Raw genomic sequence first — 21,271 nt, 5'->3', positions numbered from 1 at the left:
GCGGCGTCGGCGTTCCTGGCCGAGCAGCTCACCACCCTTATCGTTGCTGTTAGTCATAAACATACCCGTTTGCCTATCCCTTATCGTAAGGGGGAAACGGTGTCCTGTCTTTCATGGGGCTCGTTCAATCCACTACTAACGCTTTGCTCATAAAACACCCCTGAGAGGACAAAGTACGCTGACACATCACACGGGACCCAGCCACCTGTGAGAATTGACAGTCCCGACGAACGGTACAGTCCCTCAGAGCGCCAACAGACGGGTGCCTGGTCCCTTCCCTTGAAAATCACCACGAACATATGAAGCCGTATCATTGCTGCCGGCCAGCCGCAGCGATCAACCTTAGCAATGGGGTGATGTTTCTTACGAAGGGATAATCCTGACTGCGTGTAGGACTTTTCCTTACAAAAGCATAGCCAATCCTGGGTATGCCTAGGCTTGACCAGGGTGGATCAGTCGGTGGTACTTGGGCTCCAGAAAGCCTGCACCACCAGGCTCGACATGGAAATGCGCGTCACCAGGGCGTCCAGTTCATCACCGTCCACGGAAGTGGCCGCCAGGGTCGCCTCGATCTCCACTTCTTCGCTGCCAAACGGGCGCACATCGACATCGCTGGCGGGGTAGTTGCAACGTGCCAGCTCGGCTTCCAGCAACACCATGACCGCCTGTTGCTGGCTACGCCGTGCAATCACATAGAGGATGTTGGTCACCTCCGCCGACACCACATCCAGCGGCTGGCGGTTGATGTTATTGACGATCGGCCGCAGCAGCGTATTGGCCGCCAGTACGAACAGCGTGCCCAGCAGCGCTTCGAGGATCAGGTCGGCACCGGCACAGGCGCCCACCGCGGCCGAGGCCCAGAGGGTGGCGGCGGTGTTGAGCCCGCGCACGTTGCCTTCTTCGCGCATGATCACGCCGGCCCCCAGAAAGCCGATGCCCGACACCACATAGGCGACCACCCGCACAGCACCGTCTGCACCGCCCAGGCGGTTGGCCATGTCGACGAAAATCGCCGCGCCCACTGCGACCAGCACGTTGGTGCGCAAGCCCGCCGTGCGCTGGCGGTACTGGCGCTCGAAGCCGATCAAGCCGCCGAGGATAAACGCGGCGGTCAGGCTGACCACGGTATCGATCAGGGAATCGAGGTTGATGTTGTTGATTGCCTGCATAAAAACTCCATGAATGCGGCGGCAGCCCCACTGCCATCGCGGGCAGGCCCGGCTCCCACCGGGCCCAGGGGCGTTCGATACAACTGTTATTGCCAGCCAAACTTACGGATGTAGTAGCCCTTCACCGCTTGGGTCAACGCCATGTACCCCAACAGAATCACGGGCAGGAACACAAAGTACAGCGACGGCAACGCCTGCAGTTTGAAGTAGTGCGCCAGCGGCCCCATCGGCAGGAAAATCCCCACGGCCATGATCACCCCCGTCATCACCATCAGCGGCATTGCCGCACGGCTTTGCAGGAACGGGATTTTCGGGGTGCGGATCATATGTACGATCAGCGTCTGGGTCAGCAACCCCACCACGAACCAACCCGACTGGAACAGGGTCTGGTGGTCCGGGGTGTTGGCATCGAACACATACCACATGAGTGCGAACGTGGTGATGTCAAAGATCGAACTGATCGGCCCGAAAAACAGCATGAAACGGCCCACATCCCCCGGTTGCCAGCGTTGCGGCTTGGCGAGCATTTCTTCATCGACGTTATCGAATGGAATCGCGATCTGCGAAATGTCGTACAGCAGGTTCTGCACCAGCAAATGCATGGGCAGCATCGGCAGGAACGGAATGAACGCACTGGCGACCAACACCGAAAACACGTTGCCGAAGTTGGAGCTGGCGGTCATTTTGATGTACTTGAGCATGTTGGCGAAGGTGCGCCGGCCTTCGAGCACGCCCTCCTCCAGGATCATCAGGCTCTTTTCCAGCAGGATGATGTCAGCCGCTTCCTTGGCGATGTCCACCGCGCTGTCCACCGAAATACCGATATCGGCCGTGCGCAGCGCCGGTGCGTCGTTGATCCCGTCGCCCATGAAGCCCACCACATGGCCGTTGGCCTTGAGCAGGCGCACGATGCGTTCCTTGTGCGACGGCGTCAGCCTGGCGAATACGTTGGTGGTTTCCACGGCCTTGGCCAGTTCGGCGTCGGTCATGTCCTCGATGTCGTTGCCCATCAGCAGGCCTTGCTGCTCCAGGCCCACTTCGCGGCAGATCTTGGCGGTGACCAGTTCGTTATCGCCCGTCAGCACTTTGACGGCCACGCCGTGGGCTTTGAGGGCCTTGAGGGCAGGCGCGGTGCTTTCCTTGGGCGGATCGAGGAAGGCCACGTAACCGATCAACGTCAGGTTTTTTTCATCCGCCAGGTTGTAGGTATCGCGCCCCGCTGACATCGGCTGCGCGGCGACCGCGACCACCCGCAAGCCTTCTTCGTTGAATGCCGCGGTCACTTGGCGGATGCGCGCCAGCAACTCATCGGTCAGCGCTTCGTTGGAGTCACCGTGGCGCACCCGGTTGCACACCGACAGAATCTCTTCCACCGCGCCTTTGCAGATCAACAGGTGCGGCTGGCCTTGCTCGGCCACCACCACCGACATCCGGCGCCGGTTGAAGTCGAACGGGATCTCATCGACCTTCTGGAACGCGGTGGCGACTTTCAGCTCGCGATGCACCTCCACGTGTTCCAGCACCGCCACGTCCAACAGATTTTTCAGACCGGTCTGGTAGTAACTGTTGAGGTAGGCCATTTCCAGCACGTCGTCGGACTCTTCGCCCCACACGTCCACATGGCGCGCCAGGAAAATCTTGTCCTGGGTCAGCGTGCCGGTTTTGTCCGTACACAGTACGTCCATGGCGCCGAAGTTCTGGATCGCGTCCAGGCGCTTGACGATGACCTTCTTGCGCGACAGAAACACCGCGCCCTTGGCCAACGTCGAGGTGACGATCATCGGCAGCATTTCCGGGGTCAGGCCCACGGCAATCGACAGCGCGAACAGCAGCGCTTCGGTCCAGTCGCCCTTGGTGAAACCGTTGATGAACAACACCAGCGGCGCCATCACGAACATGAAGCGGATCAGCAGCCAACTGACTTTGTTGACGCCCTGCTGGAACGAGGTGGTCGCGCGATCCGTGGCGGTGACGCGCTGGGCCAACGCGCCGAAATAGGTGCTGTTGCCGGTGGTCAGAATCACCGCCGTCGCCGCGCCGGACACCACGTTGGTACCCATGAACAGGATGTTTTCCAGGTCCAGGGGGTTGCGCGTCTTGGCATCCTTCTGCTGGGCGAACTTCTCCACCGGCATCGATTCGCCGGTCATCGCCGCCTGGCTGACGAACAGGTCCTTGGCATTGAGCACGCGGCAGTCGGCGGGGATCATGTCGCCGGCCGACAGCACGATCAGGTCGCCCGGCACCAGTTGCTTGATCGGCAGCTCGATGGGTTTGGCCGCCTCGCGGCGCAACACCGTCGCGGTATTGCTCACCATGTCCTTGAGTGCGTCGGCAGCCTTGTTCGACTTGGCCTCCTGCCAGAAACGCAGCAGGGTCGACAGCACCACCATGGAAAAAATCACCGTGGCGGCCTTCATGTCTTCGGTCAGCCAGGAGATCACCGCCAGCAAGGTCAGCAGCAGGTTGAAGGGGTTCTTGTAGCAATGCCACAGGTGGACCCACCAGGGCAGCGGCTGTTCGTGTTCGACTTCATTGAGGCCGTATTGCTCCCGCAACGCGTCGGCTTCCTGGGCGTCCAAGCCTTCGGCGTGACTGCCCAGGGTGCCCAGCAATTGTTCCGCGCCGCTGTTGGCCGCAGCCACCAGGGTTTGCGCCAGGCTCGGCGGGACTTCGCGGCTGACGCTGGCGTCAGTGACGCTGTCGAGCAGTGCCAGGCGACGGAAATGCCGAGCGATATGCCGGGTCCGCAGGAAGCCGGCAAAGAACTCTTTCAACAGAGTGAAGTTCATGGTGTTACTCCTGCGCGAGGAAACCGTCGTGCAGGTACGGCCAACTGCGCCGCGCCCGATCAAAAAGGCACAGCCAGCCTGGCCCGCCCGCCGCAAAAAGGCAGGCGCGTCCGTAGCAACCTGAGGTGAGTCAGGTGCTGGTCAGCGTCGATGAGAGTGGATCGAGGCAGGCGCCAGGACTGGTCGCTGCCGGGATGCCGCTTCTCGCTGTTTGGCGAGACAACGGCATCTGAAGAATGCGCGTTACCTTGCCAAGTCTGTGCCGGTTACCGAAACCGGCCGACGACTGTCACTTGAACAAGTACCCACTGAGGGTCTCCGCTATTGATGAAAACGCGCGAAGCTTACGCCCCGATTACAGGAGAGTAAACCGTAGGAAAGTACCTGCATGATGAATAAGAGGATTCTTCAGGATGGGTTCAGGAACCCCTATCTTGAAGCCCTCCGAGGCATAAATGTGGGAGGGAGCTTGCTCCCGATGGCGGTGGGGCAGTTAGCTTATCTCTAGCTGCACCATCGCCATCGGGAGCAAGCTCCCTCCCACAGGTTGAATGTGTCTATCCGCAGCTAAGGTGCAACAGGTCGATCTAGCGGCACCCGTATCAGGTAATCATCCACCTGCCCACCCACCAGCGCCTTGACCTGAATCGACACCGTATTCAGCTGTCGCCCCATCCTGATCCCCTCGCGAATACGCACCGGCACATACCCCAGTTTCGGCCAGAAACGCTCGGCCTTGCGATTACCGACCACCACCGTCAGGCGCAGCCACTCGGCACCCTGCGTGACGGCCCATGCTTCGAGGTCGGCGTGCAACCGCCGCCCTCAATCATCACGCGTCAGTACTTCCAGCAATTCAATTTCAAAGCGCAAAGGGCTGTTCGGCTTGATATGCGCGCCCATCGAACGTTCGCCATACGCCAGGTGCGCCGGTACGAACAATGTGCGTACACCGCCGACTTGCATGCCCATCAACCCCTGGTCCCAGCCCTTGATCACCCGGCCCGTTCCAATCACACACTGAAACGGCTTGCCCCGTTCCCACGACGAATCGAACACCGTGCCATCTTCCAGGGTGCCGGTGTATTGAGTGGTGATCAACGCGCCCTTGACCACGGCCTTGCCGGTGCCGGGGCGGATGTCGGTGATCTGGAGTTGTTCGTCGCTCATGGGGGGCTCTCGTTGACTGCGCAAAGGCTGGGGTTTTCCCAGAATTGGGTGGGTTTGGCAAGTGTAGGAAGCGTCGGCTCAATGACATTTCCCTTTAACCTGCGGGGCGTTTCCGCCGGCTGGGCGGCACCTGGCGCACAGGCGCTATTTCGAGATCGTACTCGGTGAACATAATCGAGGGGGCGGTGAATTGATCGCTGGAGTGCATGCTGCCGAGCTGAACCGGCGGCACGCGTTGTGAGGAGGGACGATTGCCTCACCACAACAAAAGCAATCACCGCCTCAAAGCTCAAGGCCGGATAGTAAGGTTTTGTCGCGAGAGAGCAGACCTAGTGTCTGCAACACGTCATTGACTGCGCCGACAACGCCCACATTTTTAGGCTGGGGCTTCCCATCGACAACATCCTTCAACGCTGTCAAAAACTCCACCCGGCCCGAATCGACCTTATCGGACTTGCTGTCCTTGGATGAGATACGGCCCTGGGCAGTATTAATCTCTTTATCAAGGTAAGCGCTAAATTCAGACTTTTTCATTGTCAGTTTCCTTCTTCAACAATGCGTGAGGGCACACGCAACAGCTTAAGAAGCTCACTGCATCCTGCCTACTGTCAGAGTTCACAGGTCTGTACCAGTCGCCGGGTGTCGTTCTCACAACCAATGCTAGTGCATGTCGATCCAATTTCGCTGGGACCGAAAGACCTGACCTCTCTCCACGAATAGGGGCAGCGAACTATCAAGAGCCCACTGACACCTCAACCGGAAGCGCCCGATTTTCTCCCGCCCGTCAGATCACCTCTTATGGAGCGCCAGCCACTTCGGCGGTAACCATCCAAAGAGATCACCCACAATGAACCAAGCCACAAGCCCTGTACGTGTTTCTGTTGTGCAATTCGATCCCCAGGTCGGTGTGGACCACCGTACCGCAAACCTGCGACGTAGCCTGGAGCTGGCAGCCGCGGCAGCGAACGGCGGCGCCAATCTGATCGTGCTGCCGGAGCTTTCCAACTGCGGTTACTTCTTTTCCAGCCGCAAAGATGCGTTCGATCACGCCGAAGCGGTGCCAGACGGTCCGAGTCTGCGGGCATGGATCGACTTTGCCGGCCGGTACCAGGTCTATCTGGCGGCGGGCCTGAACGAAATCGACGGAGCGCAATTATTCAATACAGCGGTGCTGCTCGGCCCGGACGGTTTTATCGGCAAGTACCGCAAGGCCCATCTATGGAACCTGGAGAAGCTGTGGTTCACCCCGGGAAACACGGGATTTCCAGTCTTCGAGACACCGATCGGGCGGATCGGCATGCTGATCTGTTGGGACATCTGGTTTCCCGAAGTCCCGCGCATTCTCAGCCAGCAGGGTGCCGATATCATTTGCAGCCTGAACAACTGGGTCTGGACGCCGCCCCCGCTGTTCGACGACGCCGGGCGGTGCATGGCGTCCTACCTGACGATGACGGCAGCACACGTCAATAACGTGTTTATTGCCGCCGCCAGTCGAATCGGCGAAGAGCGCGATGCCCGTTACCTGGGGTGTTCGCTGATTGCCGGGACCAATGGGTGGCCTATCGGCAAGGTGGCGTCGGCCAATCGCCAGGAAATCCTGTTCGCCGATATCGACCTGAGCAGCGCGCGCAGTGCGCCCATCTGGAACAGCCTCAATGATCTGCAAAGGGATCGGCGGGTTGACCTGTACGATCAGATGCTGGGCTATATGCAGCATCGAGCATTGCCGCGTTGAGCACGAGCGGCCTCACAACCAATGCCAAAACCGGCTCCAGAACCCACGCCCCAAATCATTCTTGCAACCCGCATATTGCTGCGCATACAGCTGCGAGCGGGCCTGCACTTTGCTGGCCACGGGGGGTAGCCAGGCTTTACTGGCGTAGGTGCGCTGGCGATAGCCGCCCCAGCCTTCGTGGTAATTCAGGTATTGGCCGTAGGCGTCGTACTTGTAAACGCCGTTGATGGTGTAGGTCTTGTCCATGTACCAACCGACGAAGTCGATGGCGTCGTCGAAGTCCTGACGGCTGGCGCCGCTGCGGCCGGTGCTTTTGCGGTAGTCGTTCCACACTTCATCCTTGGCCTGGGCATAGCCGGCGGCGGTGGAGACGCGGCCCCAGGGGATGATCCACAACAGGTAGTTACGCGGAGCCTTGGCGTCCTGCCGGAAGGCCGATTCCTGGTACATGATGGCGAACGGCAACTGGATCGGCACGCCCCAGCGCTTTTGGGTGACTTGGGCGGCGTCGTACCAGTCGGCCTTTTCGCGAAAGATGCCGCAGAGGTCGTTGGGCGTGCGGGGTGGCGAGGTGCCGCAGGCCGCCAGCAGCGAAGTGAGTAATAACAAGCCGACGAATTTGCCTGCGTTCAAGATGCACCTTTGCGGGATACGCGTAAAAAGCCGGCATTTTACCCATTCAACGCGGCAGGTGAAGAAAGGAAACGCTCAGCGCCGTGCGCAACAGCAGCGTGCGCCAGATCGCACGGGGCAGTTGCGCTGCACTATCGCGCAGCCTGGGTGTCGTAACTCGCATGCGCCCATTCCCAGGAGAAACCATGAGCCAGGACGTCCTCGCCAAAGAAACCAACCGCCGCCAATTGCAGCAGATCATCTCCGGGTTGTCCGACGGGGTGATTTTGGCCGAGCTCGACCAAACCATCCTCTGGGCCAACGAGGCCGCGCTGACCATGCACGGGGTCAGCGCGGTCGAACACCTGGGCGCCAACAATCAGGCCTATGCCGAGCGGTTCGCCTTGCGCTATCGCAATAACCACCCGCTGTTGCCGGACAACTACCCGCTCAGCCGGGTGGCGGCCGGCGAAGCGTTCAGCGACGTGATCGTGGAAGTCAGCCCCACCGGCGACGACGAGCGCAGTTGGGTCCATCGCCTGCGCAGCCTGGTGCTGACCGATTCACGCGGCGAACCGGAGCTTTTGGTGTTGATCCTCAGCGACGCCACCGAATGGGCGAGTGCCGAGCAGCGCTTCGAAAAAACCTTCAACGCCAACCCCGCGCCCGCCGTGATCTGTCGCCTCAGCGACCTGCGCTATATCAAGGTCAACCAGGGCTTTCTGGAGATGACCGGCTATAACCGCGACCAAGTGATCGGCCGCTCGGTGTATGAACTGGACGTGCTGGAACACGCCGAGCGCAAGGACCTGGCCATCCAGCGCCTGGCCGAAGGCGCGACCATCCCGCAGATGCAGGCCGAATTGCGATTGCCCGAGGGCAGCAGCAAGTTGGTGATCGTGGCCGGCCAGCCGTTGGACATGAACGAGGAAGACTGCATGTTGTTTTCCTTCACCGACCTGGAACCGCGGCGCAAGGCAGAAATCGCCCTGCGCCAGAGTGAGGAGCGCTTCGCCAAGTCGTTCCGACTGACGCCGGTGCCAACCCTGGTGTGCAACGCCGACAACCGTCAGGTGGTGGATATCAACGAAGCCTTCATGAGCATTACCGGCTACACCAGTGAAGAACTGATCGGCAAAGCCATCGAAGACATCGACTTCATCGACAGCGCCCAAGCCTGTGCGCAGTTGTTCGCCACTCTGGAAAAAGCCGGCAACCTCGACGGGCTGGATCTGAAGGTGCGCAAGAAAGGCGCTGAGGTGATCGACTGCGTGGTGTCCGCCGATACCGTGAGCATCCAGGACGTGCCCTGCTACCTGCTGGTGCTGATGAACATCACCGAACGCAAGCGCTCGGAGCTGGAGCTGGTGGCGGCCATCGAAGAAGTGATGCAGGACGCCTCCTGGTTCAGCCAGACCCTGATCGAAAAGCTGGCCAACGCCAAAGGCGCCAACCGACCCAATGTGCCGGGAATTGCCTTCACCGACCTCACCACCCGCGAGCGCGATGTGCTGGGTTTGATTTGCGAAGGCCTGGCCGACAAAGAGATCGCCTCGCGCCTGAAGCTGGCGCCCAACACGGTGCGTAACCATGTGGCCACGGTGTATTCCAAACTGGGGGTGCATAGCCGTAGTGCAGCGATCGTCTGGGCCCGTGAGCGCGGGCTGTTCGCCGGTGAACTGCGTCTGAAAAACAAGCGCTGAAAGTGCAAATGCACTAGTGCGGCTAGTGCGAATTCGCCTTATTGCGCCTAGGTGTAATGCTTAACCTTCCTGAGGTGGGCACAGGCTTTCGATCCTGTGTCGTCGTATTCCACACCCGGAAGGAATTAGCATGTTTACCCTGTCTCAATTGCGAAATTGCATCGAAGAAGGCCTGTCGCCGCTGACGTGCGAATTCACCCTGTGCCGGGACGCGTCGCTGACCCTCAAAGTCTTCGACGCCGAAACCGGCCGGGTCGACCTGGTGGTCACCGGGATCAGCACCAATCGGCTGCAGACCCCGCAAGAAGTGGACAAGATGGTCGAAGAATTACGCTACGAGCTGCACAGCAACCACCTGGGCAAACTCACTCTGGATGACTTGCCTTCAGCCTCGCACCCATGAAATAGAACACCCCGCCACCGACGATAAACGCCCCCAGCATGTAGAACATGTAATGCGCCGGCAGGCTGGCCAACACCAACCCGCACAGCACCGGCCCCAGTGCGGCGCCGAGGTTGGACAGGTTTTGCGCGCCGTAATACATGCCGCGCAGGTGGTCCGGGGCAATGCGGTCGATAAACATGTACTCGGCCGGGAACACGACGATTTCCCCCACGGTAAACACCGCCATCGCCAGCACCCACCACAGTACGCTGGTGGACAGCGCAAAGCCGATCAACCCCAGCATGAACATGCTCAAGCCGAAGATCAGCCACTGGCTCAGGTAACGGTGCGAGATGCGCCGACCGATCACGTATTGCAAGGCAATCACCAACACGGCGTTCGTCGTAAGCACCGCGCTGATGACCTTGTAGGTGTATTCAGCTGTGGTGGTGGTCACCAGGTATTGCGACAGGTAAGCCGTGAACTGGCCGAACACCACCGCACTGAGCACGCCGCCAACGGTGAAGCACACCAGGCGCCGATCCTTCAACAGCACGCGGCCGACAGCCAGGAATGACACCGGCTTTTGCGTGGCATCGACAGTGGCCAGCGCACGATCACCCCAGCGCCAGTACAGCAGGAAAAAACCCGCCCCCAACAGCGCCGACAGCATAAACGGCAAGCTGATATCCAGCCTGGCCACCATCGCACCAAAGAACGGCCCCACCGCATAGCCGATATTGGTCAGGGTGTACTTGATGGAAAACACCTCACTGCGCGCGTCTTCCGGCAACAGGCTGGCAAAGCCGGCTTTGATCGCAATATCGATGACCGCGTAAGCCAGGTTGATCAGGATCAGGCAGCCATAGAACGCCCAGATAGTCTGCGCGAGCACCGTACCGATAAAGCCCACGACAAACAGCGCACTCAAGCCCAGCAGTAACCGATAGCTGCTGATGCGATCGACGAGAAACCCGCCATACACGCTGAGCAACGAACCGACGATCAGCGAACTGCCGATCACCAGGCCGACCTGGGTGATGTCCAGGGCAAAGTGCCGGGTGAGGTAGATAACCAGGTACGGAAAGGTGATCGCCTTGGCCAGCGTCAACATCAACGTGGCGGACAGCAACAGCTTCACTGTGCGGGGGTAGTGTCTTAGGGTGGCAAGCATCCTGCTCTCATTCCATGAAGGTAACGCGGCCATTGCAGCCGGTCACCTTACCTCAGTAACCCGAAAAAAAGCAGACGTTGCCAGCGGATTATCGCTTGACCGGGGTGATCTCGAGGATGGTGCCGTTAGTGGTTTTGAGCAGCACAAACCTATTGCCCTCGTGAAATTTATCCTGTAATTTTTCATGAAATTTAACGAAATAAATTTCATGAACCAACAAGAAGAACTCGAAGCCCTGGCAATCCTGATCCACGACCTGCGCAAGTACAAGAAACTCACCCTCGCGCAATTGGCGCAAAAGATCGAGCGTTCGGTGGGTTTCCTGTCTCAGGTCGAACGAGGCCTGTCACGCCCGACCGTGGCGGACCTGACCGCGATCAGCCACGCCCTTGACGTGCCCACCACCTATTTCTACAGCCTGAGCAAACCCAAGGCCATCAACTGGGTGACGCGCCCCAACGAGCGGCGCACGGTGTATTACGCCAATGGCATCACCGACATCCTGGTCTCCCCCAACATGAACGGTGCGTTTTCGATGCTCGACAGCCTGCTGGCCCCCGGAGCCAATAGCGGTGAGCAGACCATGAGCGACCGCGCCGAGCAGGCCGGGTTTGTGCTGGAGGGGGAGTTGACGCTGTGGGTGGAAGGGGAAGCCGACTCGGTCACCCTGCACCAAGGCGACAGCTTCCACCTGGCCAGTTTCGCCCGTTGCCGCTACGCCAACCTGACCGAACTGCCCGCCCGCGTGCTGTGGGTTTACAACTAGGAGCTACACCCGTGAAAAGCCATTCCTCCACGCTGCTGGCCGAAGTACGGAGCTTTCGCCAGAACCACCCCGACGTGCGTTATGTCGACCTGATCGCCCTGGACATCCCCGGGCATTTCTACGGCAAGCGCTACCCGGTGGAGATGCTGGAAAAAGTCGCCGCCGGCGGCCCCTTGAAGCTGCCGCAGAACGCCGTGCTGCTGGGGGTTCAGGGCGGGTTGTTCAAGATCGGTGATTACTGCTTCAACGACGGCGACCCCGACGCCAACCGCCGCCTGGTACCGGGCACGCTCAAGCCGGTGAGCTGGGAGTCGCAGCCGCTGGGCCAGATGCTGATCACCTCGGACGGTACGCAAGCGCCGATCGAATTCGAACCGCGGGAAGTATTGGCCAAGGTCCTGGAACGCCTGCACCACAAAGGCATTCACCCGGTGGTGGCCTTTGAACTGGAGTTTTACCTGTTCGACAAGCAGCTCGACAACGGCCTGCCGCAATTCGCCCGCGACCCGCTGAGTAACGACGCCGACGACCAGCCCAACCTGCATATCGAGCGACTGTCGCGCTTCAGCGAGGTGCTCGACGATATGGCGCAAACCGCCAAAGACCAAGGCATCGACATCACGGTGATCACCGCAGAACTCGGCCCCGGCCAGTTCGAGATCAACTTCGGCCACTTGGACGATGGCCTGCGCGCTGCCGACTGGGCCGCCCTGTTCTGCCGCAGCACCCGTGGCGTGGCGCTCAAGCACGGCTACCGCGCCAGCTTCATGGCCAAGCCCTATCTGCAATTCCCCGGCAGCGGCATGCATGTGCATGTCAGCCTGTACGACGGCGCCGGCAACAACATACTCGCGGCCCATCAACAGCAACCCCTGCGCCACGCCGTGGCCGGTTGCCTGGAGTTGCTGCCGCACTGCATGCCGATCTTCTCGCCGAACCACAACGCCTTCCGCCGCCTGGGCGGTACGGTCAACGCCGCCACCCGTGCCAGCTGGGGCTTCGAAGACCGCGATGCGTGCGTACGCATCCCCGAGTCCGACCCGCGCAACCTGCGTATCGAACACCGCCTGGCCAGCGCCGATGCCAACCCGTACCTGGTGTTGGCGGCGATTCTGGTGGGGTTGGAGCATGGGCTTGACGCCAAGCGCGAACCCATCGCCCCACTGAACGACGACCGCAACAGCGGCACCGACTTCCCCCTGGAAATGCTCGAGGCCGTGCGCGCCATGCAACATCAAGCGGTATTGCGCGATAAGCTGGGCGCGGAATTTGTCGACGTGTACTGCGAGAACAAACGCCAGGACCACTTGGCGTTTCAGCAGGAGATCAACGCGCGGGAATACCGCTGGTTTCTCTAACCCCCCCATGGAATCACCGATGACCGACCAAAGCGCCCCGGCCCTCAAGGAAATCTTCAACGCCGAACGCCTGCAACACATCGCCACCGAGACGACGGCGGTGTACCCGGCGTTCGACGCCCAGGGCTTTCTCCAGCACGCCAAGGCCGGGCTGGCCGAGTTGTCGGTGATGCAGCGCGTGGCGCGGGTCAGCGACAGCCTGCATGCGGTGATCCCGCTGGATTACCCACAGACTCTCACGCTGCTCTATGCCCTCGCGCCGCGCTTGAACAGCGGCTTTGTCAGCCTGTTCCTGCCGCACTACGTGGCGAGTCATGGCCGGGATGACTTCGAGCGCTCCATGGCCGCGCTCAAATATTTCACCACCTTTGGCTCCGCCGAATTCGCGATCCGGCACTTCTTGCTGCACGACTTCCAACGCACCCTGGCGGTGATGCAACAGTGGTCGCTGGATGACAACGAACACGTGCGCCGCCTCGCCAGCGAAGGCTCGCGACCGCGCCTGCCGTGGTCATTCCGCCTGGCCGACGTGCAGGCCACCCCCGCGCTGTGCGCGTCGATCCTCGACAACCTCAAGGCCGACAGCAGCCTCTACGTGCGCAAGTCCGTGGCCAACCACCTCAACGACATCACCAAGGACCACCCCGATTGGGTCCTCAGCCTGATCGAAGGCTGGTCGCTGGATAACCCGCACACCGCCTGGATCGCCCGCCATGCACTGCGCAGCCTGATCAAGCAGGGCAACACCCGCGCGCTGACGATCATCGGCGCGGGAGCCAAGGCCGAGGTCAAGATTCATCACCTGCGCGTCACGCCGGCGGTGATCACACTGGGGGAGCGGATCAACCTGACCTTCAGCCTCGAATCCACCGCCGCCGCACCACAAAAACTGGTGGTGGACTACGCCATCGACTACGTAAAAAGCGCCGGCCACCGTGCGGCCAAAGTGTTCAAGCTAAAGGCCTTTACCCTTGGCGCAGGCGAGCAGCAGCACATCAGCCGCGAACAACATATCCGTGAACTGACCACGCGCAAGCACTACCCGGGCAAGCACGCGGTGCATGTGCTGGTGAATGGAGAACGGCTGGGCAGCGCGGAGTTCGTCTTGCGCGATTGACTCAGTTCAAGCAACACCACAGATCCAATGTGGGAGGGGGCTTGCCCCCGATAGCGCTGCTTCAGTCATGCATGTTTGGGCTGACACACTGCTATCGGGGGCAAGCCCCCTCCCACATTTGGATCTCCATAGATCAGATAGACCCTGAGCTGCTTTTGCTCTGCTCTTGCTCTTGCTTGGCCTTATAGCCAACCTGATCTTGGAAGCTGAATCCGGTCAAAAGTGTGGGAGGGGGCTTGCCCCCGATAGCGCTGCTTCAGTCATGCATGTTTTGGCTGACACACTGCTATCGGGGGCAAGCCCCCTCCCACATTTGGATCTCCATAGATCAGATAGACCCTGAGCTGCTTTTGCTCTGCTCTTGCTCTTGCTTGGCCTTATAGCCGACCTGATCTTGGAAGCTGAATCCGGTCAAAAATGTGGGAGGGGGCTTGCCCCCGATAGCGCTGCTTCAGTCATGCATGTTTTGGCTGACACACTGCTATCGGGGGCAAGCCCCCTCCCACATTTGGATCTCCATAGATCAGATAGACCCTGAGCTGCTTTTGCTCTGCTCTTGCTCTTGCTTGGCCTTATAGCCGACCTGATCTTGGAAGCTGAATCCGGTCAAAAGTGTGGGAGGAGGCAAGCCCCCTCCCACATTTTTGATCCAGGTTCTTCAGGTGGACCCGCCGAGCAACAGTGCCTGCTCCCGCGCGCACAACTCCACCACGTAATCCCACAACACCCGCAGCCGCACCGACTTGTGCAGTTCCCGGCGCGAGCTGATCCAATAGCTGCGCTGAATCCCCTCCCCCGGCAACAACGCCACCAGGTCCGGATCACCGGCCGCCATGAAGCACGGCAACACCGCAATCCCCAGCCCGGAACGCGCCGCCTGGTGCTGGGCGATCACGCTGGTGCTGTGAAACACCACTTTGGGGTTGCGGCAGAAGCTGCTGAGCAGTTTCAGTTCCTGGCTGAACAGCAGATCGTCGACGTAATCGATCCAGGCATGGGCGGCGAGGTCTTCGCGTTTTTCAATCGGCGGGGTGCGCGCCAGATACGCGCGGCTGGCATAGAGCGCCAGGCGGTAGTCGGTGAGCTTGCGCGTGACCAGTTGATCGACGCTGGGGCGTTCGAGGTGGATGCTGATTTCGGCTTCGCGGTTGAGGATACTGACGAAACGCGGCACGGCCACCAGCTCCACTTCCAACCCCGGATAGCGCTCGAACAGCCCGCCCATGCGGCTGGCGAGGAACATCACCCCCAGCCCTTCGGCCACGCCCAGGCGGATCTTGCCCAGGGGCGCGGCGGTGTGGGTCAGTTCGTCTTCGGCCAGCAGCGCGACGTTTTCCATGGCTTCGGCGTGTTTGAGCAGGGCCTCGCCGGACGGCGTCAACTCATAGCCGTGGGCGTGCTGCACAAACAACGCGGTGCCGAGGCTTTTCTCGATCGCCTCGATATGCCGCGCCACGGTGGCGTGGGTGGTTTTCAGGCGTTGCGCGGCGGTGAGCAGGCGGCCGCTGCGCTGCAACTCAAGAAAAAACCGCAGGTCATTCCAGTCGAACATAGCGCCTCCAATCCGTGAGCCTGGGCCGCGCTGTTTAAAAACGCACAGCCGCTGGGTAAAAACTAACATTTTTAAGACGAAAACTAACAACTAGGATGGAGCCAATAAGAAAAACAAGCGAGACCTCAGATGCCCACTGCAACTGCTGAATACGATTACATCGTCGTAGGCGCCGGCCCCGCAGGCTGCCTGCTGGCCAATCGACTGTCCGCCAACCCCGCCCACCGTGTGCTGTTGCTTGAAGCCGGTGGTCGCGACAATTACCCCTGGATTCACATCCCCGTCGGCTACCTGTTCTGCATCGGCAACCCACGCACCGACTGGTGCTTCAAGACCGAAGCCCAGGCCGGCCTGCAAGGCCGCGCCCTGAGTTACCCGCGGGGCAAGGTGCTCGGCGGTTGTTCGTCGATCAACGGCATGATCTACATGCGCGGCCAGGCTCAGGACTACGACGGCTGGGCGGCGGCAGGCAACCCGGGCTGGGCGTGGGAAGACGTGCTGCCGCTGTTCAAGCACAGCGAAAACCATTTTGCTGGCGGTTCGGCATTTCACGGCGACGGCGGCGAGTGGCGCGTCGAGCAACAGCGATTGCATTGGCCGATCCTGGATGCGTTTCGCGAGGCCGCGGCGCAAAGCGGCATCGCCAACGTCAGCGACTTCAACCAGGGCGATAACGAAGGCTGCGGTTACTTTCAGGTCAACCAGAAGGCCGGCGTCCGCTGGAATGCGGCCAAGGCGTTCCTCAAACCGATCCGCCATCGGCCGAACCTGACGGTATTGACCGAAGTCGAAGTCGACCGCGTGTTGCTGGAAAACGGCCGCGCATCGGCAGTGGTCGGGCGTCAGCACGGCCAGTCGCTCCGTTGGAAGGCCCGTAAGGAAATCGTGTTGTGTGCTGGCGCCGTGGGTTCGCCCGGCATTTTGCAGCGTTCGGGGATTGGCCCCGCCAACGTGCTCAAGTCGCTCGGCATCAATGTGTTGCATGAACTGCCGGGGGTTGGCGGCAACCTGCAGGACCACCTGCAACTGCGGCTGATCTACAAGCTGGAAAACGCGCGCACCCTGAACCAGATCGCGGGCAGCGTGTGGGGCAAAATGGGCATGGGCCTGCGTTACCTGTATGACCGCAGCGGCCCGCTGTCGATGGCGCCCAGCCAGCTCGGTGCGTTTGCCCGCTCGGGCCCGGAACAAACCTCGGCCAACCTTGAATACCATGTGCAGCCGCTGTCCCTGGAGCGCTTCGGCGAGCCGTTGCACGCGTTCCCGGCGTTTACCGCGTCGGTCTGTGACCTGCGCCCGCAAAGCCGCGGGCGTATCGATATTCGCTCGGCCAACCCGGCGGATGCGCCGTTGATCCAGCCCAATTACCTCAGCCATCCGCAAGACCTGCGGGTGGCCGCCGACGCGATTCGCCTGACTCGACGGATCGTCGCCGCGCCGGCCCTGAGCCCGTTCAAACCGGTGGAATACTTGCCCGGCGATGCGCTGCAAACCGAAGAGCAACTGCACGAAGCCGCGGCGCGCATCGGCACAACGATCTTCCATCCGGTGGGCACCTGCCGCATGGGCAGTGACCAGGACGCGGTGGTCGACGCGCAGTTGCGGGTGCATGGCGTGCCGGGGCTGCGCATCGCCGATGCCTCGATCATGCCCCGCATCACATCCGGCAATACCTGCTCACCGACGCTGATGATCGCGGAGAAAGCCGCGCAACTGATCCTTTCACCGAACACTGTAGGAGCGAGCTTGCCCGCGAAAAACACAAAGGCGCCGCGTTCATCCAGATTTCCCGCGTAATCGTTGGCGATTTTCGCGAGCAAGCGCGCGCCTACAGAGGAACGGAAAACAGACCGGCGCTGAGGTTGGCGTCGACAGTGGAACAACAATAAATAATCACTGTGAGGGATACCCGATGTCAGAACATGCTCAAACCCTGGGCTCGGCGGTCAGCACGAGCACCGTCAGCGAATCGAGAAAAGTCATCTTCGCCTCGTCCCTGGGGACGGTATTCGAGTGGTATGACTTCTTCCTCTATGGCGCCCTCGCGGCGGTGATCAGCAAACAGTTCTTTGCCGGGGTCAACGACACCACGGCGTTTATCTTTGCCTTGATGGCCTTCGCGGCCGGCTTTGTGGTGCGCCCGTTCGGCGCGCTGGTGTTTGGCCGCCTGGGCGACATGATCGGGCGCAAGTACACCTTCCTCGTGACCATTATCCTGATGGGTGTGGCGACGTTCTGTGTCGGCCTGCTGCCGACGTATGCCAGCATCGGCATTGCCGCGCCGGTCATCCTGATCGCCCTGCGCATGCTGCAAGGCCTGGCGTTGGGCGGCGAGTACGGCGGCGCGGCGACCTATGTCGCCGAACACGCCCCCGCCGGCAAGCGCGGCCTGCACACCAGTTGGATTCAATCCACCGCCACCCTGGGGCTGCTGTTGTCATTGCTGGTGGTGCTGGCCTGCCGCTACTTCACTGGCGATCAGTTCGAAGTGTGGGGCTGGCGCATTCCGTTCCTGTTTTCCATCGTGCTGCTGGGCATTTCCACCTGGATCCGCATGAGCCTGCATGAATCGCCGGCGTTCCTGAAAATGAAGGAGGAAGGCAAGGCCAGCAAGGCGCCGATCCGCGAGTCCTTCGGCAAGTGGGAAAACCTCAAGGTGGTGCTGATTGCGCTGTTCAGCATCAACGGCGGGCAAGCGGTGACCTTTTACGCGGCGCAGTTCTATGTGCTGTTCTTCCTCACGCAGTTCCTGAAGATGGACCCGGCCCTGGCCAATATGCTGCTGATCATCAGCGTGGTGATTGGCGCACCGTTCTTTATCTTCTTCGGCTGGCTGTCGGACAAGATCGGGCGCAAACCGGTGCTGATGCTCGGCCTGCTGCTGGCGACCGCGCTGTACTTCCCGATCTTCAAGGGCCTGGCGCACTACACCAACCCGGCGATGGACCAGGCCAGTCGCCAGGCGCCGATCACCGTGCTGGCCGACCCGGCCACCTGCACCTTCCAGTTCGACCCGGTGGGCAAGGCGCGTTTTGACAGCCCCTGCGACAAGGTCAAGACCTTCCTGGTCAAGCAAGGCCTGCCCTACAGCAGCTCCGCCGCCCCCGCGGGCAGCCCGGTGCAGGTGAGCGTGGGCGACGTGCACATCGATGGCTTTGACGAGTCGGCCCTGCGCGCCGCCGTGACCCTGGCCGGCTACCCGACATCGGCGGATGTGGCGCAGGTCAACAAGGTGATGGTGGTGGTGCTGATCGTGGTGCTGATCCTGATCGCGGCCATGTGCTACGGCCCGCTGGCGGCGTTGATGGTGGAACTGTTCCCGACACGCATCCGCTACACCTCGATGTCCCTGCCCTATCACATCGGCAACGGCTGGTTTGGCGGCTTCCTGCCGACCGTGTCGTTTGCCCTGGTGGTGTACACCGGCGATATCTTCTATGGCTTGTGGTATCCGGTGGTCGTGACCGGGGTGAGCCTGGTTGTCGGGATGTTCTGCCTCAAGGAAACGCGGCATGTGGATATCGACAACAACTGACCCGACCACCTGAACACCGCAGGTCCCCTGTGGGAGGGAGCAAGCCCCCTCCCACATCTGCTCTGTGGCGCCACACAAATTGCTGTACATCCATACAGATAATGGTTGCTCAAATCCCTCGGACTACGCATCCTGCAAGGCATCAACCCGATCTGATGTGATGACCATGCGGCTGTTCCTCTGTGAAAAACCCTCCCAGGCCAAGGATATTGCGGCCGTGCTCGGCGCCACGCGCCGTGGCGACGGTTGCTGGCTGGGCAACGGGGTGACCGTCACCTGGTGCATCGGCCACCTGCTGGAAACCGCCCCGCCCGACGCCTACGACGCCAAGTACAAGCGCTGGGTGCTCGCCGACCTGCCGATCGTCCCGGACAAATGGAAGATGCGGGTCAAGCCCAAGACCGCCGCCCAGTTCAAGGCGGTCAAGCGCCTGCTGGGGGAAGCCTTGGAACTGGTGATCGCCACCGACGCCGACCGCGAGGGCGAAATGATCGCCCGCGAGCTGGTGGAACATTGCCGCTATCGCGGGCCGATCCAACGCCTGTGGCTGTCGGCGCTGGACGACGCCTCCATCCGCAAGGCCCTGGCCGCGCTCAAACCCGGCGCCGAGACCTTCAGCCTGTACCACTCGGCCCTCGGCCGTTCCCGCGCCGACTGGCTGATCGGCATGAACATGAGCCGCCTGTTTACCTTGCTCGGCCGCCAATCCGGTTACCAAGGCGTGCTGCCGGTGGGCCGGGTGCAAACCCCGACCCTGCGCCTGGTGGTCGACCGCGACCGCAGCATCGCCGATTTCGTACCGGTGGCCTACTGGGCCATCGACGTCGACCTGCGCCACGCGCACATGACCTTCACCGCCCAATGGCGCGCCGTCGACGATGCCTGTGACGACCAAGGCCGCTGCCTCAACCCGCAACTCGCCCGGGACGCCGCCGACGCCATGACCCACGCCGCCAGTGCGCGGCTGGTGAAGTTGCGCACCGAACGCATGCGCGAGGTCGCGCCCCTGCCCTTCGACCTGGGGACGTTGCAGGAAATCTGCTCGAAGAAGCTCGGTCTCGGCGCCCAGGAAACCCTGGACATCGCCCAATCGCTGTACGAAACCCACAAGGCCATCACCTACCCGCGCAGCGATTGCGGCTACCTGCCATTGAGTCAGCATGGCGACGCGGCGAAGATCCTTGCCGCCCTGGGCCGGGCCGACGCGGCCGTCAACGAACTGATGCCGCATCTCGATCCCCAGCGCCGCTCGCGGGCGTGGAACGACGCCAAGGTCAGCGCCCACCACGGCATCATTCCCACCGGCGCCGGCAAGGATGCCGGGCAGCTCACCGGCAAGCATCGGGCGGTCTATACACTGATTCGCGCGCGCTACCTGGCGCAGTTTCTGCCCAACCATGAATACGACCGCACCCAGGCGGATTTCGACTGCGCCGGCCAAGCGCTGCGCGCGGTGGGCAAAGTCGTCATCGAGCAGGGCTGGAAACGCGCGCTGCCCGAAGCCCTTGCACCCGCCAAAGGCCGTGAGGCGCCGGCACCGCAAGCCCTGCCGGCGTTGGTGCAGGGCCAGGATTACGCCGTTGCCAAGGTCAACCTCAAGGACCTGTGGACCCAGCCGCCCAAACCCTTCACCGAGGGTGACCTGATCAAGGCGATGAAAAACGTCGCCAAGCTGGTGGAAGACCCGTTGCTCAAGCAAAAGCTCAAGGACACCACCGGCATCGGCACCGAAGCCACCCGCGCCGGGATCATCCAGGGCCTGCTGGACCGAGGCTACCTGGTGAAAAACGGCAAGGCCCTCTCGGCCACCCCGGCGGCGTTCAGCCTGATCGATGCGGTGCCGCGCGCCATCGCCGACCCGGGCACCACGGCGATCTGGGAACAGGCGCTGGACATGGTGCAAAGCGGCGAAATGAGCCTGGAAGAATTCGTCGCCAAGCAAGCGGCCTGGATGAGCAAGCAAATCGCCCGCTGCAACGGTATGCGTATGACCATCACCGGCCCCGCCAGCCCGGCAGGCCGCGGCGCCACTCCGTGGAAGAAGAAACGCACGGCCGCGCCCCGCAAGACGGCGGCCAGCCCAAAGCGGGCGAAAAAGCCGACAAGTACCGGGTAAACCATGAATAAATCCGGCGGATGACGTTTTTCGACAGCTTTAACGCCGCTTTGGTCCTTGCTCCGGCGCCGGCCGTCTAGGATTCTG

At 61.3% G+C, this 21,271-nt stretch carries 16 protein-coding genes and 1 pseudogene; 9 read left to right on the top strand and 8 right to left on the bottom strand.

Annotation, left to right across the window (positions count from 1 at the left end):
* Positions 1-452 precede the first annotated feature (452 nt).
* From TU80_RS16155 to TU80_RS16135, 5 genes and pseudogenes are all read right to left on the bottom strand, one after another.
* The gene (locus TU80_RS16155) at positions 453-1,169 is read right to left on the bottom strand and encodes an MgtC/SapB family protein (RefSeq protein ID WP_017847070.1); all 717 of its coding nucleotides are present in this window, start codon (positions 1,167-1,169) and stop codon (positions 453-455) included.
* 86 nt (positions 1,170-1,255) lie between these two features.
* Positions 1,256-3,961 carry a magnesium-translocating P-type ATPase gene (gene mgtA, locus TU80_RS16150; protein WP_046485891.1) on the bottom strand — a complete coding sequence of 902 codons (2,706 nt, stop codon included), beginning with the start codon at positions 3,959-3,961 and terminating at the stop codon, positions 1,256-1,258.
* 567 nt (positions 3,962-4,528) lie between these two features.
* Positions 4,529-4,783: pseudogene (locus TU80_RS16145) on the bottom strand (GNAT family N-acetyltransferase); the annotation flags it as partial.
* Between the two features lie 3 nt (positions 4,784-4,786).
* Positions 4,787-5,131, bottom strand: coding sequence for an FKBP-type peptidyl-prolyl cis-trans isomerase (locus TU80_RS16140; protein WP_017847066.1), 345 nt, complete (start codon positions 5,129-5,131; stop codon positions 4,787-4,789).
* A 282-nt stretch (positions 5,132-5,413) separates the two neighbouring features.
* The gene (locus tag TU80_RS16135) at positions 5,414-5,665 is read right to left on the bottom strand and encodes a hypothetical protein (protein ID WP_046384010.1); all 252 of its coding nucleotides are present in this window, start codon (positions 5,663-5,665) and stop codon (positions 5,414-5,416) included.
* Positions 5,666-5,978: 313 nt separating this feature from the next.
* Between TU80_RS16135 and TU80_RS16130 the strand changes: the two genes are divergently transcribed.
* Positions 5,979-6,866 (top strand): nitrilase family protein, encoded by an 888-nt coding sequence (locus tag TU80_RS16130; RefSeq protein WP_057004913.1) that lies wholly within the window; start codon positions 5,979-5,981, stop codon positions 6,864-6,866.
* A gap of 12 nt (positions 6,867-6,878) precedes the next feature.
* Here the strand turns inward: TU80_RS16130 and TU80_RS16125 are convergent, their stop codons facing one another.
* On the bottom strand, positions 6,879-7,499 hold the full coding sequence (locus TU80_RS16125; RefSeq protein WP_057004912.1) for a transglycosylase SLT domain-containing protein: 621 nt from the start codon (positions 7,497-7,499) through the stop codon (positions 6,879-6,881).
* A gap of 185 nt (positions 7,500-7,684) precedes the next feature.
* Here TU80_RS16125 and TU80_RS16120 point away from each other — a divergent pair, with 185 nt between their 5' ends.
* The gene (locus TU80_RS16120; protein ID WP_057004911.1) at positions 7,685-9,181 is read left to right on the top strand and encodes a helix-turn-helix transcriptional regulator; all 1,497 of its coding nucleotides are present in this window, start codon (positions 7,685-7,687) and stop codon (positions 9,179-9,181) included.
* A gap of 130 nt (positions 9,182-9,311) precedes the next feature.
* A complete protein-coding gene (locus TU80_RS16115; protein WP_017847058.1) occupies positions 9,312-9,584 on the top strand; it encodes a DUF1652 domain-containing protein in 273 nt (90 codons plus the stop codon).
* On the opposite strand, the gene TU80_RS16110 is transcribed toward TU80_RS16115, so the two are convergent.
* Positions 9,547-10,740 (bottom strand): MFS transporter, encoded by a 1,194-nt coding sequence (locus tag TU80_RS16110; protein ID WP_026140037.1) that lies wholly within the window; start codon positions 10,738-10,740, stop codon positions 9,547-9,549. The two genes, TU80_RS16115 and TU80_RS16110, sit on opposite strands and share 38 nt — an antisense overlap.
* A 208-nt stretch (positions 10,741-10,948) precedes the next feature.
* On the opposite strand from TU80_RS16110, the gene TU80_RS16105 reads away from it, so the two are divergent.
* From TU80_RS16105 to TU80_RS16095, 3 genes are read left to right on the top strand one after another with little or no spacing between them, the layout of a single operon-like run.
* Entirely contained in the window at positions 10,949-11,506 is a 558-nt protein-coding gene (locus tag TU80_RS16105; protein WP_017847055.1) for a helix-turn-helix domain-containing protein, read from the top strand.
* A gap of 11 nt (positions 11,507-11,517) precedes the next feature.
* Complete coding sequence (locus TU80_RS16100; RefSeq protein WP_057004910.1) at positions 11,518-12,864, top strand: glutamine synthetase family protein; 1,347 nt, start codon at positions 11,518-11,520, stop codon at positions 12,862-12,864.
* Positions 12,865-12,883: 19 nt separating this feature from the next.
* On the top strand, positions 12,884-13,981 hold the full coding sequence (locus tag TU80_RS16095) for a DNA alkylation repair protein (RefSeq protein WP_057004909.1): 1,098 nt from the start codon (positions 12,884-12,886) through the stop codon (positions 13,979-13,981).
* A 658-nt stretch (positions 13,982-14,639) separates the two neighbouring features.
* On the opposite strand, the gene TU80_RS16090 is transcribed toward TU80_RS16095, so the two are convergent.
* The gene (locus TU80_RS16090) at positions 14,640-15,533 is read right to left on the bottom strand and encodes a LysR family transcriptional regulator (protein ID WP_017847052.1); all 894 of its coding nucleotides are present in this window, start codon (positions 15,531-15,533) and stop codon (positions 14,640-14,642) included.
* 129 nt (positions 15,534-15,662) lie between these two features.
* Here TU80_RS16090 and TU80_RS16085 point away from each other — a divergent pair, with 129 nt between their 5' ends.
* The 3 genes from TU80_RS16085 (at position 15,663) to TU80_RS16075 (ending at position 21,184) form a co-directional block, all read left to right on the top strand.
* On the top strand, positions 15,663-17,330 hold the full coding sequence (locus tag TU80_RS16085) for a GMC family oxidoreductase (protein WP_057004908.1): 1,668 nt from the start codon (positions 15,663-15,665) through the stop codon (positions 17,328-17,330).
* Positions 17,331-17,445: 115 nt separating this feature from the next.
* Positions 17,446-19,068, top strand: coding sequence for an MFS transporter (locus tag TU80_RS16080; protein ID WP_057004907.1), 1,623 nt, complete (start codon positions 17,446-17,448; stop codon positions 19,066-19,068).
* Positions 19,069-19,234: 166 nt separating this feature from the next.
* Complete coding sequence (locus TU80_RS16075; RefSeq protein WP_057004916.1) at positions 19,235-21,184, top strand: DNA topoisomerase III; 1,950 nt, start codon at positions 19,235-19,237, stop codon at positions 21,182-21,184.
* The last annotated feature ends 87 nt before the right edge of the window (positions 21,185-21,271 follow it).

Origin of the sequence: Pseudomonas veronii (assembly GCF_001439695.1) — a bacterium.
GTDB lineage: Bacteria > Pseudomonadota > Gammaproteobacteria > Pseudomonadales > Pseudomonadaceae > Aquipseudomonas > Aquipseudomonas veronii.
This window is presented reverse-complemented; position numbering and strand designations above follow the sequence as displayed.